Source organism: Streptomyces zaomyceticus, from assembly GCF_014656215.1.
GTDB lineage: Bacteria > Actinomycetota > Actinomycetes > Streptomycetales > Streptomycetaceae > Streptomyces > Streptomyces zaomyceticus.
Genome location: NZ_BNBZ01000044.1, coordinates 17041 through 33853 on the forward strand (window position 1 = coordinate 17041; position 16813 = coordinate 33853).

The following is a 16813-nucleotide window of genomic DNA, read 5'->3' on the forward strand; positions in this document are numbered from 1 at the left end:
GCCTCCTCGCGTTTCCCCGACCCCTGTCCACCAGGGTCGCCCCGCGCTCACCCGGCCGCACCTCCGCGGCCCGGAGCGGCCCGTCAGTCGACGACCTGGCGGCCTTCCGGCCGGGCGCTGCACGAGGCCCGGAAGGAGCAGTTCGCGCAGTGCTGGCCGGTGGTCGGGGTGAAGCGCTCGTCGAGGACCCGGCCCGCGGCGGTGGCGAGCAGTTCGCCGACCCACTCCCCGGCGAGCGGCTCCTGCGCCTGGACCTTCGGGAGGGCGTCCCCGCCCTCCCGCTGCGGCGCCGGCTGCCGCAGCTGTACGAGTTCGGCGCCGCCCGGCTCCGGCCGCCGCCCGTCGAAGACCTCGTCGAGGGCGCCTTCCCGGACCGCGAGCTGGTAGACGGCGAGCTGCGGGTGGTGGGCGACCTCGTCCTTGGTGGGGGCCGACTTGCCCGTCTTGAAGTCGACGACGTACGCGCGGCCGTGTTCGTCGGTCTCGACGCGGTCCATGGAGCCGCGAATGCGGACCTCGTACTCCCCCGCCTCCAGGGTCACGTCGAAGCCGTGCTCCGAGGCGGCCGGGGTGCGGCCGCCCCGGTCCATGACGTGCCAGCCGAGGAAGCGTTCGAGCGCCACGCGCGCGTGCTGCTTCTCCTGGGCCGACTTCCAGGGGGCGTCGAAGGCGAGCGCGTCCCACACCGAGTCGAGGCGGGCCATCAGGACGTCGAGATCGGCGGGGGTACGGCCGGAGGCGACCTCGTCGGCGAGGACGTGGACGACGTTGCCGAAGCCCTGGGCGGCGGTGGCGGGGGCGGCGGCCTTGACCTCACGGCCGAGGAACCACTGGAGGGAGCAGGTGCCGACCAGGTTCTCCAGGGAGCTCGGCGAGAGGGCGACCGGCCGGTCGCGCTCGCGCAGCGGAGCCGGGCTGCGCGTCGGCTCGAACAGCCCCCACCAGCGGTCCGGATGCGCGGCCGGGACCAGCGGCTGGCCGTCCTCGTCGGTGAGCGCGGCCAGCTCGGCGAGCCGGTGCGCGGCCGCGTCGCGGAGCGCGGGCGAGGCGTCCGGGTCGACGGTGGTGGCGCGCAGCTCGGCTACCAGGGCGGAGACGGCGAGCGGGCGGCGGGGCCGGCCGGGGACGTCCTTCGGCTCGACGCCGAGCTCGGTGAGGAACCGGGAGGGCTGGTCGCCGTCCTCGGCGGCGGCCTTCACGGCGGTGACCACGAGCCGGTCGCGGGCGCGGGTGGCGGCCACGTAGAAGAGCCGGCGCTCCTCGGCGAGGAGCGCGCCGGGGGTGAGCGGTTCGGCGAGGCCGTCCCGGCCGATGCGGTCGGCCTCCAGGAGGGAACCGCGACGGCGCAGGTCCGGCCAGAGACCCTCCTGGACACCGGCGACGACGACGAAGCTCCATTCGAGGCCCTTGGAACGGTGGGCGGTCATGAGGCGGACGGCGTCGGGCCGGGTGTGCCGGCGGGTGAGGGTGTCGGCGGCGATGTCCTGGGCGTCGAGCTCTTCGAGGAAGTTGAGGACACCGCGGCCGCCGACGCGCTCCTCGGCGCGGGCGGCGGTCTCGAAGAGGGCGCAGACGGCGTCGAGGTCACGGTCGGCGTTGCGCCCGGCGGGCCCGCCGCGGAGCGCGGCGCGCTCGAGGCGGCCGGGCCAGGGGGTACCGCTCCACAGCACCCAGAGGGCCTCCTCGGCGGTACCGCCGTCGGCCAGCAGCACCCTGGTGCGGCGCAGAAGGTCGCCGAGGCGCTGGGCCCCGCGCGCGTAGGAGGGGTCGTGGGCGACGAGCCGCTCGGGCTCGGCGAGGGCGCGGGCGAGCAGCACGTCGGAGGGGGGCGGGACCTTGTTCCCGGCGGCCCGCTCCTCGTCGCGGAGGGCTCGGCCGAGACGGCGCAGGTCGGCGGGGTCGACACCGGCGAGGGGCGAGGCGAGCAGTTCGAGCGCGGTCTCGACCCGAAGCCATGTGCCGGTGGCGGGCCCGTCCGCGACGGGGAGGGAGGCGGGGTCGGCCGGGTCGCCGGGGCCGGGGTCGGTGACGTCGTCGCCGGGGCCGGGCGCGCGGGCGCCGAGCGGTTCGTCCTCCGGCTGGGCGCCGGGCGAGGGCGGGGCCGAAGGCTGCTCGGCGTCCGGCGCAGAGGCCGAAGGCGGTGCGGGGTACGCGGCAGGGGCCGGAGGCTCCACCGCATCCGAGGCCGAAGGCCGCTCTGCGGTCGGCGCAGGGGTCGAAGGCTCGATCGCGTCCGGGGCCGGAGGCCGGGCCGTGGTCGGGGTCGGGGGCTGGTCCGCCGTCGACACCGCCCGCAGGGCGAGCAGCAGGGGTGCCACCGCCGGCTCGTGGCGCAGGGGGGTGTCCGCCGCGTCCGTCTCCACCGGAACCCCCGCCGAGGTGAGGGCGCGGCGGAGGGACGGGAGGGTCGCGGCGGCGCGGGTGAGGACGGCCATGTCCTGCCAGGGGACGCCGTCCTCCAGGTGGGCCCGGCGCAGCAGGTCGGCGATGTTCTCGGCCTCCGCGGAGGCCGTGGGGTAGGTGTGGGCCTCGACCCGGCCCCCCTCCCGCGTCGCCGTGAGCTCCCGGTGCGCGCGGACCTTGTCGGCGGGGAGCCGGGGCATCGGCATCCGGAGGCCGAGCAGCCGGGTCGCCCCGAGCAGCTCGGCGCCCGAGCGGCGGGCGGTGCGCAGGACGCGTACGTCCGCGCCGCCGAAGGAGGCGGGGAAGTCGAGGATGCCGTTCACGTCGGCGCCGCGGAAGGCGTAGATGGACTGGTCCGGGTCGCCGAAGGCGACGACGGTGCGGCGGCCGCCGCCCGCGAGCGCGTGGAGCAGCCGGACCTGTGCCGGGTCGGTGTCCTGGTACTCGTCGACGTACACCGCGTCGTACGAGGGCAGGCTGACGTCTCCGGCGAGCAGGACGGCCCGGTGGACGAGTTCGGTGTAGTCGAGGACGCCCTGGAGGTCGAGGACGTCGAGGTACTCGGCGAGGAAGCCGGCGGCGGCCTTCCAGTCGGGGCGGCCGACGCGCTCCGCGAAGCGGGCGAGCGCGTCGGGTCCGAGGCCCAGTTCGCGGGAGCGCGCGAGGACGGCCCGGACCTCGTCGGCGAAGCCGCGGGTGGTGAGGCAGGCGCGGAGTTCGTCGGGCCAGCGGATGGACCCGAGGCCGTTCTTCTCCAGGTCGACATGGCCGGCGAGCAGCTCTCGTACGGCGAGGTCCTGCTCGGGTCCGGAGAGCAGGCGCAGTGGTTCGGCGAAGAGCTCGGCGTCCTGGTGGGCGCGGATCAGGGCGTAGCAGTACGAGTGGAAGGTGGTGGCCTGGGGCGGGCGGCGGCCGCCGAGCCGGGCGGCCATGCGGTCGCGGAGTTCGACGGCGGCCTTGCGGCTGAAGGTGAGGACGAGGAGGCGTTCGGGGTCGGCGCCCCTCTCCATCCGGGCGGCGACGGACTCGACCAGGGTGGTCGTCTTGCCGGTGCCGGGTCCGGCGAGGACGAGAAGCGGTCCGCCGGTGTGGTCAACCACTTCCCGCTGGGATGCGTCCAGCTGAGGGGGATCCATCGGGGCCGGCGTGGTACGCACCAGTCGGTACGCGCCCGGGGTCCGCTGCCGTCCCGAACCCGGGTACGGCTGTCCCTGGTGCGGCGGCGTACGCCGGGTGGTCGAGGAGGTACTCACGTGGGTCGCCGGTCCTGGTGGGAGTGGTGGTGCGGGTGAGGCGGCCGTCTTCCGCGGCCGGCCGCGGAGCTCGTCGGCCCTTCGCCCCGGGAGACGCGAACGTCGACGTTACGCGAAACGGACCGTCGCCGAGCCGTACTCCGTGCCCCGCTCCGTACCGTTCGCGTCCTTCCCCGAGCCGCTCGCGCCCCGCCCGCCCCGTGTGTGCCCGGCCGTCGCGCGCGTGTCCGCCGCCGAGGCCCTCAGGTGTGAGTTCCGTCCCAGCGCGCCCGTCGCATGTCGATCCTCGGTACGTGTCCCTCGGCCGCCGGGCCCGCCTCGCGCAGCGGGGTGCCCTCCTTGCGGTAGTGACCGAGGGCCCGCAGCTCGTGCCCGGGGAGCAGCGTGCCGTCGGCGCGGACCACCCGCCACCAGGGCGCGCTCCCGCCGTAGAGGGCCATGACCCGGCCCACCTGTCGCGGCCCGCCCTCGCCCAGCCATTCCGCGACGTCGCCGTAGGTCATCACCCTGCCGGGCGGGATTCCGTCGGCGACGTCGAGGACCCGCTCCGCGTACTCGGGCAGTTCTCCGGTCTCCCCCACGGGCTCCTCCATGCTCATCCGCACCATCCTGCCTCACCCCACCGACATGGCCCTGATGCCTCCGCGCGGCGGCTCTTCGTGCCACCATCGTGCGGGCGGTGACTGGTGATACGAGATCAAGAGCGACAAGTACAGGAACAAGAGCACGCGGAAGACCGCGAGCGAGAACGCGGACGACACGACGCGCACGCAGAGACGGACATGGTGATGGGCCAGGACACTCAGCCTCCTGAGGGGGGCCAGGCTGACGTGCCCGAGCGGGTGTCCGGCGACGAGCCGCTGCTCGCGGCGCGCGTCCACCGGCCCTCCGACCTGATGCGGCTGCTCGCCGGTCTGCTCGCCATCGGGCTCGTCATCGCCGTCGCCGCGTTCGCCCACGCGACGACCTCGGGTCTCGAGGAGGACATCAACAAGGGCACCGTCGGCGCCCCCGACGTCTTCGTCAAGATCGCCGGTCTCGCCTCCTCCATCGCCGTCCTGCTCGTTCCCGTCGCCTTCGCCATCGAGCGCCTGATCAAACGGGACGGGCTGCGCATCGCGGACGGTGTCCTCGCCGCCGTCCTGGCGCACGGCGTCACCCTCGCCACCGATCTCTGGGTCGCCCAGGCCGCGCCCGGCACGATCCAGGACGCGCTGACCCAGCCGCAGTCCGGCGGCGGCCTCACCGACCCGGTGCACAACTACCTCGCCCCGGTGATCGCGTACATGACCGCCGTGGGGATGGCCCGAAGACCGCGCTGGCGGGTGTCGCTCTGGGTGGTGCTGCTGCTCGACGCGTTCACCATGCTGGTGGCCGGCTACACCACCGCGCTCTCGATCGTCCTGACCGTACTGATCGGCTGGACCGTGGCGTACGGCACGCTGTACGCGGTCGGTTCCCCCAATGTGCGGCCCACCGGGCAGACCCTCCTCGCCGGCCTGCGCAGGGTCGGCTTCCGGCCCGTGACGGCGCTGCGCGCCGAGGGCGTGCCCGACTCGTCGGACAGCGGCGACCGCGGCCGCCGGTACAGCGTGACGCTGGAGGACGGGCCGCCGCTCGACGTCACCGTCGTCGACCGCGAGCAGCAGGCCCACGGCTTCTTCTACCGCGCCTGGCGGCGGATCACCCTGCGGACGATCACCACCCGCCGGTCGATCGTCTCGCTGCGGCAGGCGCTGGAGCAGGAGGCGCTCCTCGCGTACGCGGCGATCGCCGCCGGGGCGAACGCGCCGAAGCTGATCGCCACCTCCGAGCTCGGTCCGGACGCCGTGATGCTCGTGTACGAGCACATCGGCGGCCGGAGCCTCGACTCCCTCGACGACGACGACATCACCGACGAGCTGGTCCGCAGCGCCTTCCGGCAGGTCCGGGCCCTGCAGTCGCGCCGCATCGCGCACCGTCGGCTCACGGGTGACGCGATTCTGGTGGATCGTTCCGGCAGGGTGATCCTCACCGACCTCCGCGGCGGCGAGATCGCGGCCGGCGACCTGGTCCTTCGGATGGACATCGCCCAGCTGCTCACCACGCTCGGCCTGCGCGTCGGTGCCGAGCGCACGGTCGCCGCGGCCGTCGAGGTGCTCGGCCCGGACGCCGTCGCCGACTGTCTGCCCCTGCTCCAGCCGATCGCGATGAGCCGCTCCACGCGCGCGACGCTGCGGAGGCAGGCCCGGGAACGGTCGGCACGCGAGCGCGAGGCCGTGCTCGCCGCCTCGGAGGCGGCCAAGCACGAGCGGGAGCTGGCGAAGTCCCAGGCCGCGGAGGCCGCCGCCGACCCGACCGTCGTACGGGCGGAGACGAAGGCCGAGAAGAAGGCGGACAAGAAGGCCGAGAAGCGGGCCCTGGACACGGCGCTCGACGAGGCCCGCGAGGAGGACCTGCTGGCCCAGATCCGGCAGCAGGTGCTGCTGATCCGCCCGCAGGCGCCGGCGGAGCCGGTCCGCCTGGAGCGCATCAAGCCGCGCACCCTGGTCAGCCTGATCGCGGGCGCCGTCGCCGCGTACTTCCTGCTGTCGCAGATCTCCCAGACGCCGCTGTCGACGATCGGCCAGGCGGACTGGCGGTGGGTCGCGGCCGCCGTGCTGTTCTCCGCGCTCAGCTATGTGGCGGCGGCGATGAGCCTGCTCGGCTTCGTGCCGGAGCGGGTCGGCTTCTGGCGGACGGTGGTGGCCCAGGTCGCCGGCTCGTTCGTGAAGATCGTCGCCCCGGCGGCGGTCGGCGGCGTCGCCCTGAACACCCGCTTCCTCCAGCGCTCGGGCGTGCGCCCGGGGCTCGCGGTGGCGAGCGTCGGCGCCTCCCAGCTCTTCGGGCTCGGGGCCCACATCCTGCTGCTGCTCGCCTTCGGCTATCTGACGGGCACGGAGCGGTCGCAGTCCTTCACCCCGTCGAGGACGGTCATCGCCGGTCTCCTCACGGTCGCGGTGCTCGTGCTCGTCGTGACGGCGATCCCGTTCATGCGGAAGTTCGTCTCGACGCGGCTGCGCTCGCTGTTCGCCGGTGTGGTGCCGCGCATGCTGGACGTGCTCCAGCGGCCGATGAAGCTGGTCACCGGCATCGGCGGGATGCTGCTGCTCACCCTCACCTTCGTGCTCTGCCTGCACGCCTCGATCCAGGCCTTCGACCACGACGGCGTGTCGATCAGCTACGCGAGCGTGGCCGTCGTCTTCCTCGCGGGCAACGCACTCGGCTCGGCGGCGCCGACCCCGGGCGGCGTGGGAGCCGTCGAGACCGCGCTCACCCTGGGTCTGATCGCGGTCGGCCTGCCCGCCGAGGTCGCGACCCCGGCCGTCCTGCTCTACCGCCTGCTGACCCTGTGGCTCCCGGTCCTCCCGGGCTGGATCTGCTTCAACTGGCTGACCAAACGCGAAGCGCTGTAAGCGGCGGAGTCCCTCCGCGCGCCACCCGCATGGACCTCCGTCCCGCGCGGCGGCGCAGGCGGCGGCCCACCATGGGCCTATGCCGATCTCCGCCGCCCGGCGCGCCGCCCACCGCGCCGCTCTGCTCACCGCCACCACCGTGCTGCTCGCCGCCGGCTGCTCGGACGGGGGAGACGACACGGCCGAAGCGACGAAGCCGAGCGGTTCGGCCGGGCTCTCGGCGCTGACCTCGCAGAAGCTGGCCTGGGCGCCGTGTCCCGCGCCGTCCGCCGCCGAGGGCGGCGGGCCCGCGCCCTCGCCGCTGCCCGGCGGCGCCACCTGGGAGTGCTCCTTCCTGCAGGCTCCGCTCGACTGGGCGGTGCCGGAGGGCGAGACGATCGAACTCGCGCTCATCCGGGCCCGGGCCCGTGACCAGGACCGGCGGATCGGTTCGCTCGTCTTCAACTTCGGCGGGCCCGGCGGCTCCGGCATCACCGGACTGCCCGCCTTCGCCAACGAGTACGAGAGCCTGCGCGGCCGCTACGACCTGGTCTCCTTCGACCCGCGCGGGGTCGGCCGCAGCGACCCCGTCGAGTGCCTCACCGACAAGGAGCTCGACGCCTACTACGCCCTGGACTTCACGCCCGACGACGAGGCGGAGGAGCGGACGCTGTCGGACGCGCAGAAGCGGTACGCGGCCGGCTGCGAGAGGGACGCGGGCCCGTCCCTGCCGCACGTCGGGACCGAGAACGCCGCCCGGGACATGGACCTGATGCGCCAGGTCCTCGGCGACGACAAGCTGCACTACTTCGGCATCTCGTACGGCACCGAACTCGGCGGCGTCTACGCCCATCTGTTCCCGAAGAACGTCGGCCGGGCCGTCTTCGACGCCGTCGTCGACCCGGACGCGGGTGTCGAGGAGGGCGCCCTCGGCCAGGCGAAGGGCTTCCAGCTCGCCCTGGACAACTTCGCCCAGGACTGTGTGGACCGGGGTGACGAGTGCACCCTGCCCGGTACGAGCGTCGCCGAGATCGAGTCCTTCATCACGGACCTCCTCGCCTCCCTCGACAAGCAGCCCATCCCGGGCATCGGGGAACGCAGGCTCACCCAGACACAGGCCACCAACGGCATCGCGCAGGCCCTCTACTCCAAGGAGTACTGGACCTATCTGGAGCAGGGCCTCAACGATGCCGAGGGCGGCGACGGAGCACTGCTCCTCAGCCTCTCCGACTCGATGAACGGGCGCGGCCAGAACGGCTCCTACAGCAACATCCAGGCCGCCAACGCCGCCATCAACTGCGTCGACTTCAAGCAGCGCTACACCCTCGGCCAGGCGAAGGAGCGGCTCGGCGAGTTCCGCGAGGCCTCCCCCGTGTTCGGCGACTTCATGGGCTGGGCGCTCGCGAGCTGCTCGCAGTGGCCGGTGCCCGGAACCTGGGAGCACCCCGACGTCTCCGCGCCCGGCTCGGCGCCGATCCTGGTCGTCGGCAACACCGGCGACCCGGCCACGCCGTACGAGGGCGCCCGGGCGATGGTGAAGGCGCTCGGCGACGGTGTCGGGGTGGAGCTGACCTACGAGGGCGAGGGCCACGGCGCCTACAACAGCGGCAACGGGTGCGTGAAGAAGGCGGTCGACGCGTACCTCCTGGACGGCAAGGTCCCGGTCTCCGGAAGCGTCTGCAAGTAGCCCCGAGGGCTCCCCCTAGGATGGGCCGCCCTGTCGGGCTCCTGGGGGGAACACATGTCCATACGCATACGGGTGGCGGTCCTGGCCGTCACCGGCCTGCTGGTCGCGGGCTGCACGAGCGCCGGCGGCGGTGCGCCGGCCGCCACCCCGGACCGGCGGACGGCCACGGCCGACGCCACGCCCTCGGCCACCGGCGCCGCCCCCTCGGCCACCCCCGCCACTCCCCCGCTCCCCGCCTCCCTCACCGGCCAGCGCCCCGAGTGGAAGGCCTGCCCGGCCGCCGGACCGGACCGGGCGAAGCCGGGCGGGAACTGGCGCTGCGCCACCGTGAAGGTGCCGCTCGACCACGCGAAGCCCGAGGGCGCGACGATCCCGATCGCCCTGATCCGCAAGGAGGCGGGGCGCAAGGCCGACCGCATCGGCTCGCTGCTCTTCAACTTCGGCGGCCCCGGCGCCTCCGGCGTCGACATCCTGCCGCAGGTCGAGGAGGACTACCGCAAGCTCGGCGAGCGCTACGACCTGGTGGGCTTCGACCCGCGCGGGGTCAACCGCAGCGCCGGTGTCGTCTGCCGGACCGACGCCGAGCAGGCCGCCGCCGAGGCCACGGTGGACCTCACCCCGGACTCCGCCGAGGAGGAGGCCGCGTACCTCGAGGACAACGCCGCCTTCGCCGCCGGCTGCGCCCGCCGCTCCGGCAAGGTCGTCCCGTACACCACGACCACCGCCACCGCCCGGGACCTGGACCTGATCCGGCGGGTCCTCGGGGACCAGAAGCTCCACTACTTCGGCATCTCGTACGGCACGCAGCTCGGCGGCACGTACGCCCATCTCTTCCCGAAGAACGTGGGCCGGCTCGTGCTCGACGCGGTCGTCGACCCGACCGCCGACACCGTCGGACACGCCCGCCACCAGACGATCGGCTTCCAGCGGGCCCTGGGCAACTATCTGAAGAGCACCGGCCAGGACCCCGAGGACGGGACCGAGCGGATCGCGCGCCTGCTGCGGAAGCTCGACCGCGCACCGCTGACAGTCGGCGAGCGGCGGCTCACCGAGGGCCTGGCGCTCACGGGCATCGCGGTGACGCTGTACGGGCAGTCCAACTGGCCCCTGCTGACGGCGGCCCTCGCGGACGCCGAGAAGGGGCGCGGCGGCGCCCTGCTCGAACTCGCGGACTACTACAACGACCGTGACGCGAACGGCCACTACGCCACCCAGACGCACTCGCAGCGGGCGATCTCCTGTGCCGACTCCAGCGCCCGGCCGACCGCGGCGGAGGCGAAGGCCCTGATCCCCGAATTCCGGCGGCTCTCCCCCGTGTTCGGCGAGTTCCTCGCCTGGGACACGGCCGGCTGGTGTGCCGAGTGGCCGGTGAAGGGCGAGCGGGCGACCCCGGAGGCCAGTGCCCCGGGCGCCGCCCCGGTCCTCGTCGTCGGCACGACGGGCGATCCGGCGACCCCGTACGAGGGTGCGGAGAAGATGGCGAAGGAACTCGGCACGGGTGTCGGCGTCCTCGTCACCAACGAGGGCGAGGGACACGGCGCGTACGGCACCTCGTCGTGCGTGACGGCGACGATCGACGCGTACTTCCTGGACGGCAAGGTCCCCGCGTACGGCAAGACCTGCTCCAGCGGGGCGGCTCGCAGCGGGGCGTGAGCCGTGTGCGGGCATGAGAAGGGGCCCGGATCTCTTCGCGAGATCCGGGCCCCTTCCCGTTCGGTCGTCCGGTGGGCCTAGTAGACCGGCTTCTCGGGCTCGATCTGGTGCACCCAGCCGATCACGCCGCCGCCGACGTGCACCGCGTCCGCGAAGCCCGCGGACTTGAGCACGGCGAGGACCTCCGCGCTGCGGACACCCGTCTTGCAGTGCAGGACGATGCGCTTGTCCTGCGGGAGGTCCTGGAGGGCGGTGCCCATGAGGAACTCGTTCTTCGGGATCAGACGCGCGCCCGGGATCGAGACGATCTCGTACTCGTTCGGCTCGCGGACGTCGATGATGTCGATGTTCTCGCCCTCGTCGATCCACTCCTTGAGCTGCTTCGGAGTGATCGTGGAGCCGAGCGCCGCCTCCTGGGCCTCCTCGGACACGACGCCGCAGAAGGCCTCGTAGTCGATGAGCTCGGTGACGGTCGGGTTCTCGCCGCAGACCGCGCAGTTCGGGTCCTTGCGGACCTTCACCTGGCGGTACTGCATCTCCAGGGCGTCGTAGATCATCAGCCGGCCGACCAGCGGGTCGCCCACGCCGGCCAGGAGCTTGATGGCCTCGGTGACCTGGATGGAGCCGATGGACGCGCACAGCACGCCCAGGACGCCGCCCTCGGCGCAGGACGGGACCATGCCCGGCGGCGGGGGCTCCGGGTAGAGGCAGCGGTAGCAGGGGCCGTGCTCGGACCAGAAGACGGACGCCTGGCCGTCGAACCGGTAGATGGAGCCCCAGACGTACGGCTTGTTCAGCAGCACGGCCGCGTCGTTGACGAGGTAGCGCGTGGCGAAGTTGTCCGTGCCGTCGACGATCAGGTCGTACTGGCTGAAGATGTCCATCACGTTCTCGGCCTCGAGCCGCTCTTCGTGGAGGATCACGTTCACGTACGGGTTGATGCCGAGCACGCTGTCGCGCGCCGAGGCGGCCTTGGAGCGGCCGATGTCGGCCTGGCTGTGGATGATCTGGCGCTGGAGGTTCGACTCGTCGACCTCGTCGAACTCCACGATGCCGAGCGTGCCCACGCCGGCGGCGGCCAGGTACATCAGCGCCGGCGAGCCGAGGCCTCCGGCGCCGACACACAGCACCTTGGCGTTCTTCAGCCGCTTCTGCCCGTCCATCCCGACGTCCGGGATGATCAGGTGGCGGGAGTACCTGCGGACCTCGTCTACGGTGAGCTCGGCAGCCGGCTCGACCAGGGGTGGCAGCGACACGGGGACTCCGGTTGTCGGTATGTCAGTACGGTTGTTCTCCCCGTAACACTGCCACGCTCCTCCTCATTCCGAGACACCCGGTCCGATCCGCGAGACGATTTCGTCCCAGTAGCCGGGCAGCGAGTGGAATGGGGTGCTTTGCTCCGGGGCCCCCGTCCGGTCGGTGAAGAAGATCGTCCCGGCCCCCTGCCAGCGGGCGATCCGCAGGGCCTCCTCCAGGTGGGTGCGCGGAACGCCGTGCACGAGATGGACGAACTTCGCCTCCGTGTACTCGGCGGTCCACTCGGCCACCTGCGACCAGCGGTAGTCCGCCCAGGCCCCGGAGAAGGTCACCAGCTGGTCGGCGGTCTCGGCGTACCCCGGGTGGGGATGGGTGCCGTGGCCGAGGACCAGATGGGCCTCACCGCCGAGGACCGCCTCCAGGGTGGCGGTGACCCGCCGCACCCCGGCCAGGTCCGCCCGGTCCGCGGGGCAGCGGTCCAGGTAGTAGCCGTCGACCTTGTACCAGTCGACGAAACGGTGGGCGTCCGAGACCAGCTCACCGAACGGCCGGGAACCGTGGGCCGCGTCCAGGTGCCCGAGGACCCGGACCCCGGCGTTGCGGAGCCTCCCCGCCGCCTCCAGACAGTGCGGGTCGGGGCGGCTGCCCGGGCCCTCCGCCACATTGAGCACCGCCCAGTGCAGCGGGGTCCCGGGGCGGGTCAGCTCGCCCCACTCGACGGGGGCGAGCAGCGGGTGGGCGTAGCCGGGCACGCCCACCCCCAGTGCCTGGACCGCCCCCGTCGCCGTCAGATGCGACACGCCGCCTCCATCCAGATGTCGGCGAGGGACTCCTCCAGGTTGATCCGGGGCCGCCAGCCGAGCCGGTCGCGGGCGGTGCGGACGTCGGCCTGCTGCCAGGGTCCGCAGCCGTCGGGGTACGGATACGGGGCGGCGGCCAGCTGGTCGGCGATGGTCCCCTCGGTGCGCGGGGCGCCGATCATCGGGCGCTGCTGCAGGCCGTGCGGGGCGTCCAGCTCGTGCAGGTTGCCGGAGTAGCCCGCGACCCTGGCCAGGACGGCGGCGGCGTCCCGGAGCCGGACCGCGCGGCCGGTGCCGATGTTGACGACGCCCTGGGCGGCGGAGAGCGAGGCCGCGTGCACGGCCCGCGCCACGTCCCGGACGTCGACGAAGTCCCGCTGCACTCCGAGGCCGCTGAGCTTGAGCTCGCCGTCCCCGGCCTGCATGGCCCGGCGCATCGCCTCGGCGAGACGGCCGAGCGGCGAGCCGGCGGGCGTGCCGGGACCCACCGGCGAGAACACCCGGAGCACGACGGCGTCGAGCCCCGAACCGAGGACGAGTTCGGTCGCCGCCAGCTTCGACACCCCGTAAGGACCTCCGGGGCGGGGTACGGCGTCCTCGGCGGTGGAGGAGCCGGGCTGGCTCGGCCCGTACTCCGAGGCGCAGCCGACCTGGACGAGCCGGGCGCCGCAGCCGCTGCGCCGCAGGGCCTCGCAGACCGTGGCGACGGCGACGGTGTTGTGCCGGGTCAGGTCGCGGGCGCCGCCGCGGGTGGCGCCCGCGCAGTTCACGACGACTCCGGGGTGGACGGCGTCGAGGAAGCGGGTCAGCGCGCCCGGACTTCCGGAGGCGAGGTCGAAACGCACGTCGGCGTCGTCGCCCCGGCCGAGCGCGGTGAGGTGGACGGCCGGGTCGGCGAGCAGCCGGTCGGCGACGAAGCGTCCGATGAAGCCGTTGGCTCCGAGCAGCAGCACCCTCATCGTGCGGCCCCTTCGCGCCGACCGGCCGTTTCCTGGGGTGATGGGGTCATGGTCTTCGATCTCCTTGCGGGGTGATGAGAGAGGTGACGGGGCGCGCCCGCGGCGTCGGCTCCGCGGGTGCGAAGAGGTCTTCTGGCGGGAGGCTCGGCAGGGTGGCGAGTGCTGTGGTCGCCCGGCCTCCGGCGGGCGCTGCGGCGGGTTCTCACGGGGTGGCGTGGGCCGAGGCCCGGGAGAGGGCGCCGGTCGCGTGGGCCAGCAGGCCGAGCGCGGTGGCGCCGCAGACGAGGGTGGGTACGGCCCCGGGGCCCCAGGTGTCGACGACGGCGCGGACGGGGGCGGCGAGCCCGTCGAAGCCGGGGACGGGGACCCGGGCGGCGAGGACGCTCGCGAGGGCGAGCGCCTCGGCGGCGCCGGCGGCGGCGAGGGCGGCGGCTGCCGTCTCGGGGAAGCCGTGGACGGTGAGGAGCCGGGCGAGCAGCAGGAGCGCGCCGAGGGCCAGGGCCCCGGGACTGAACGCGGTGAGCCCGAGCAGGACGGTGAGGGCGAGCAGCTGGAGGGTCACGGTGCCGAGGAGCAGCGCCTGGGCGGAGGCGGCGAAGTCGGCGAGTCCCCGGCTGTCGGCGATCCGGCGACGGGCCCGGTGGGCGAAGAGCCGGGCGCACCAGGCGGCGGGGGCGACGGCGAGGGCGAGGCCGAGGAGCGGGCCGGGGGTCAGGTCCCAGGGGCCGTCGGGGCCGCCGCTGAGCACCTGGGTCAGGAGTCCGTCGCCGCAGACCGCGTACGCCAGGAGCCAGAGGGTCCAGAGGCGGGCGGCGGGTACGGTGCCGCCGTCGGGGGCGCGGAAGGGGCCGCGCCGGACGGCGAGGAGGAGCGCCCCGGTGAGCAGGAGGGCGCCGGCCGCGCCGACGGCGGTCCGCACGGGTCCGTGGGTGAAGGTGAGCCCGATGCCGGTGAGCGCGGCGGCGGCGCCCGGGGCGAGGGCGGCGAGCACCCAGGCGTCGGTACCGGGTGCGGCCGGGACCGGGGGCGCGGCGGGCGCGCTTCCCCGGGGCACCCGTGCGTACAGCTCCTCGGCCAGCGAGAAGACGTCCCGGTGCCGGAAGCGTGCGGCGGTCCGGTCGGTGAACCCCTGCGCTTCGAGTCCGGCGGCGATCTCCAGGGGGTCGACGGCCCGCTCGCAGAGTTCCCGGTGGCGGTGCATGAGCACCTTCACGGGGTCGGCGTTCCCCCGCCGGGGGCGGGCGACGGGGACGGGGGCGGGCGGGGTCGTCCCGGCGACGGCCTCGCGATCCGTGCCGGGCGCGGCGTCCGTGTCGGGCGCCCCGTCCGTGCCGGGCGCGGCGTCCGTGTCGGGCGCCCCGTCCGCGTCGGGCGCGGGCGCCGGGGCGGTGGGCGCTTCCCGGTCGGTGTCCCGCGGGGGCGCCGGGGCGGTCTCCCCCGGGGCCGGGGTTATCCCGGACGCGGGGGTGTCGACGGTGTCCTCGGCGGTGTGCGGGCCGAGGGTGTCCGCGGCGGGCGGGGTCAGTGCGGGGGCGCCGAGGAGGGCCTCGGAGCGTGCGTCCCAGGCTCCGGGGCTCGTCGGGGCGGCGGAGCCGCGCATGGGGGTGTCTCCTTCAGGCATCGGGGGCTCCTGTCCCGGCGGCCACGGCCTGCTGCGCCCAGCTGCCCGGTACGTGCGCCTCGGCGGGGTGGGCGAAGGGCACGCCGTCCCCGGGGCGGTGGCGTACCGGCGCGTGGGAGAGGAGCTCCAGGTAGATACCGCGGAACGCGGCGAGGTTCTGTTCGACGGTGAAGAGTTCGAGCGCGCGGGCGCGGGCCGCGGCGCCGAGCCGGTGGCGGCGCTCGGGGTCACGGAGCAGCGCGAGGCAGGCGTCGGCGAGCGCGCGGGGGTTGCGGGGCGGGACGACGAGGCCGGTGCCTCCGATGATCTCGACGACCGCGCCGACGTCGGTGGAGACGGTGGCGCGGGCGCAGAACATCGCCTCGACGAGGCCGGCGGGGAAGCCCTCGACGACGCTGGACAGGACGACGACCGCGCCGGAGGCGTAGGTGTCCTCGAGGGTGGGCGCCTCGGGGCCGCCGAGTTCCTCGAAGGCGACCGGGTTCTCGCCGACGGCGTGCGCCCTGGTGGCCTCGTCGGGGAAGAGCTGGGCGGCGAGCCCCTTGCAGTGGGTGAGGTACGCGCCGGCGCCGGGCTCCCGTACGGGCACGGCGACGATCCTCAGCCGTGCGTCGGGCTGTCGGGCCCTGATCTCGTGGAAGGCGTGCAGCAGGGCGATGAGGTCCTTGGCGGGTTCGACGCGGCCGACCCAGACCAGGGTGGCGGGGTCGCCGCTCTCCTCGTCCTCGCCGACCTCGGCGAAGCGGTCGGCGGCCATGCCGGGGTGGACGGTGCGGGTGCGGGCCCGGTCGGCGCCGCACTTCTCCTGCCAGCGGCGGGTGTGGGCGTTGCCGGGGGTGAGGAGGGCGGCCTGCCGGTAGATCTCGGAGGCGAGCCGGCCGTGGAGGGCGGCGAGCAGGGTGCGCAGGGGCGGGGAGCCGTCGGCTCCGGCGGCGAGGTAGTGGGAGCGCAGTTGTACGCCGTACTCGGTGACGAGCAGCGGGGTTGCGAAGAAGCGTTTGGCCAGCAGCCCGGGGAGGGCGGTGGTGCCTCCGGCCGCGGCGTGGCAGAGGTCGGCCGCGCCGAGCGCCTCCTCGGTGTACCAGTCGAGGGAGAGGGGGCGCAGGGTGCGCTCCAGGTGCTCGGCGAAGGCGAGATGGTCGGGGAGTCCGGCGGCGGCCGCGCCCCGGCGTGCGCCGGGCGCGCGGCAGGCGGATTCAAGGGTGCGGACGGCGTCGTCGGAGCGGAGCGCGCCGGGCAGTCCGCCCCGCTCACGGGCGAGTTCGGCGAGTGCGTAGAGACCGGTGGCGAAGGCGCCGTCGGTTCCGGTCGCGGCGTCCCCCTCGGCGCAGAGTCCCAGCGCCAGCTGGTGGAAGGCGTCCGTGAAGCGGCGTCGCTCGCGTCGGCCGTAGGCGCGACGGGCGGCGCGGTGGGCGCCGAAGACGGTCCGCTCCAGGAGGCTTCCGGCCGTCGCGTTCCCCTCGGGGCTTCCCGGGTCGGCGGCGCGCGCGACGCGGGCGTTCGGGGGGAGGGGGCGCGGGGTGCCGGTCCCGCCGAGGGCGTACAGGTCGAACTGGTGCTGTCCGAGTCCGTGGACGAGTCGCTCGCACCAGAGTGCGGACTCACCGGTGGCGTACGGGTAGCCACCCTCCGTGAGCAGTCCGATCCGCACGAGTGCACCCCCGATCTCCCTTGACGACGGCCACCGTTGGTCCGGCGACTCGCAGCGGGAAGAACGTAAGCGGAGATACCGGTGGTGGGGGGGGGGGGGGGGGGGGGGGGGGCGGG

General features: G+C 74.4%; 10 protein-coding genes. 3 read left to right on the forward strand and 7 right to left on the reverse strand.

Annotation, left to right across the window (positions count from 1 at the left end):
• Positions 1 to 83 precede the first annotated feature (83 nt).
• The gene (locus IE311_RS33855; RefSeq protein WP_189835715.1) at positions 84 to 3656 is read right to left on the reverse strand and encodes an ATP-dependent helicase; all 3573 of its coding nucleotides are present in this window, start codon (positions 3654 to 3656) and stop codon (positions 84 to 86) included.
• A gap of 242 nt (positions 3657 to 3898) precedes the next feature.
• On the reverse strand, positions 3899 to 4264 hold the full coding sequence (locus IE311_RS33860) for an MGMT family protein (RefSeq protein WP_189835716.1): 366 nt from the start codon (positions 4262 to 4264) through the stop codon (positions 3899 to 3901).
• Positions 4265 to 4438: 174 nt separating this feature from the next.
• Between IE311_RS33860 and IE311_RS33865 the strand changes: the two genes are divergently transcribed.
• The 3 genes from IE311_RS33865 to IE311_RS33875 all read left to right on the forward strand — a co-directional run bounded on the left by IE311_RS33865 (position 4439) and on the right by IE311_RS33875 (position 10409).
• Entirely contained in the window at positions 4439 to 7090 is a 2652-nt protein-coding gene (locus IE311_RS33865; protein ID WP_189835717.1) for a flippase-like domain-containing protein, read from the forward strand.
• Positions 7091 to 7169: 79 nt separating this feature from the next.
• The gene (locus IE311_RS33870) at positions 7170 to 8756 is read left to right on the forward strand and encodes an alpha/beta hydrolase (RefSeq protein ID WP_189835718.1); all 1587 of its coding nucleotides are present in this window, start codon (positions 7170 to 7172) and stop codon (positions 8754 to 8756) included.
• 54 nt (positions 8757 to 8810) lie between these two features.
• Positions 8811 to 10409: an alpha/beta hydrolase gene (locus IE311_RS33875; RefSeq protein WP_189835719.1), complete on the forward strand. Its 1599-nt coding sequence runs from the start codon at positions 8811 to 8813 to the stop codon at positions 10407 to 10409.
• A 77-nt stretch (positions 10410 to 10486) separates the two neighbouring features.
• On the opposite strand, the gene moeZ is transcribed toward IE311_RS33875, so the two are convergent.
• From moeZ to IE311_RS33900, 5 genes are all read right to left on the reverse strand, one after another.
• The gene (gene moeZ, locus IE311_RS33880) at positions 10487 to 11665 is read right to left on the reverse strand and encodes an adenylyltransferase/sulfurtransferase MoeZ (RefSeq protein WP_189835720.1); all 1179 of its coding nucleotides are present in this window, start codon (positions 11663 to 11665) and stop codon (positions 10487 to 10489) included.
• A 63-nt stretch (positions 11666 to 11728) separates the two neighbouring features.
• Positions 11729 to 12466: a spherulation-specific family 4 protein gene (locus IE311_RS33885; protein WP_189835721.1), complete on the reverse strand. Its 738-nt coding sequence runs from the start codon at positions 12464 to 12466 to the stop codon at positions 11729 to 11731.
• Positions 12454 to 13425 carry an NAD-dependent epimerase/dehydratase family protein gene (locus IE311_RS33890; protein ID WP_189835722.1) on the reverse strand — a complete coding sequence of 324 codons (972 nt, stop codon included), beginning with the start codon at positions 13423 to 13425 and terminating at the stop codon, positions 12454 to 12456. Before IE311_RS33890 ends, IE311_RS33885 begins: the two co-directional genes overlap by 13 nt.
• A gap of 202 nt (positions 13426 to 13627) precedes the next feature.
• Positions 13628 to 15046: a hypothetical protein gene (locus IE311_RS33895; protein WP_229902339.1), complete on the reverse strand. Its 1419-nt coding sequence runs from the start codon at positions 15044 to 15046 to the stop codon at positions 13628 to 13630.
• Complete coding sequence (locus IE311_RS33900; RefSeq protein ID WP_189835723.1) at positions 15039 to 16697, reverse strand: glycosyltransferase; 1659 nt, start codon at positions 16695 to 16697, stop codon at positions 15039 to 15041. The genes IE311_RS33895 and IE311_RS33900 overlap by 8 nt, the downstream gene beginning before the upstream one ends.
• Positions 16698 to 16813: the final 116 nt, after the last annotated feature.

Excerpts from the sequence above, each read along its gene's own strand:
- IE311_RS33870 (WP_189835718.1), top strand. The coding sequence starts at position 7,170 with ATGCCGATCTCCGCCGCCCGGCGCGCCGCCCACCGCGCCGCTCTGCTC.
- IE311_RS33865 (WP_189835717.1), top strand. The coding sequence starts at position 4,439 with ATGGTGATGGGCCAGGACACTCAGCCTCCTGAGGGGGGCCAGGCTGAC.
- IE311_RS33895 (WP_229902339.1), bottom strand. The coding sequence starts at position 15,046 with ATGCCTGAAGGAGACACCCCCATGCGCGGCTCCGCCGCCCCGACGAGC.
- IE311_RS33890 (WP_189835722.1), bottom strand. The coding sequence starts at position 13,425 with ATGAGGGTGCTGCTGCTCGGAGCCAACGGCTTCATCGGACGCTTCGTC.
- IE311_RS33875 (WP_189835719.1), top strand. The coding sequence starts at position 8,811 with ATGTCCATACGCATACGGGTGGCGGTCCTGGCCGTCACCGGCCTGCTG.
- IE311_RS33860 (WP_189835716.1), bottom strand. The coding sequence starts at position 4,264 with ATGGTGCGGATGAGCATGGAGGAGCCCGTGGGGGAGACCGGAGAACTG.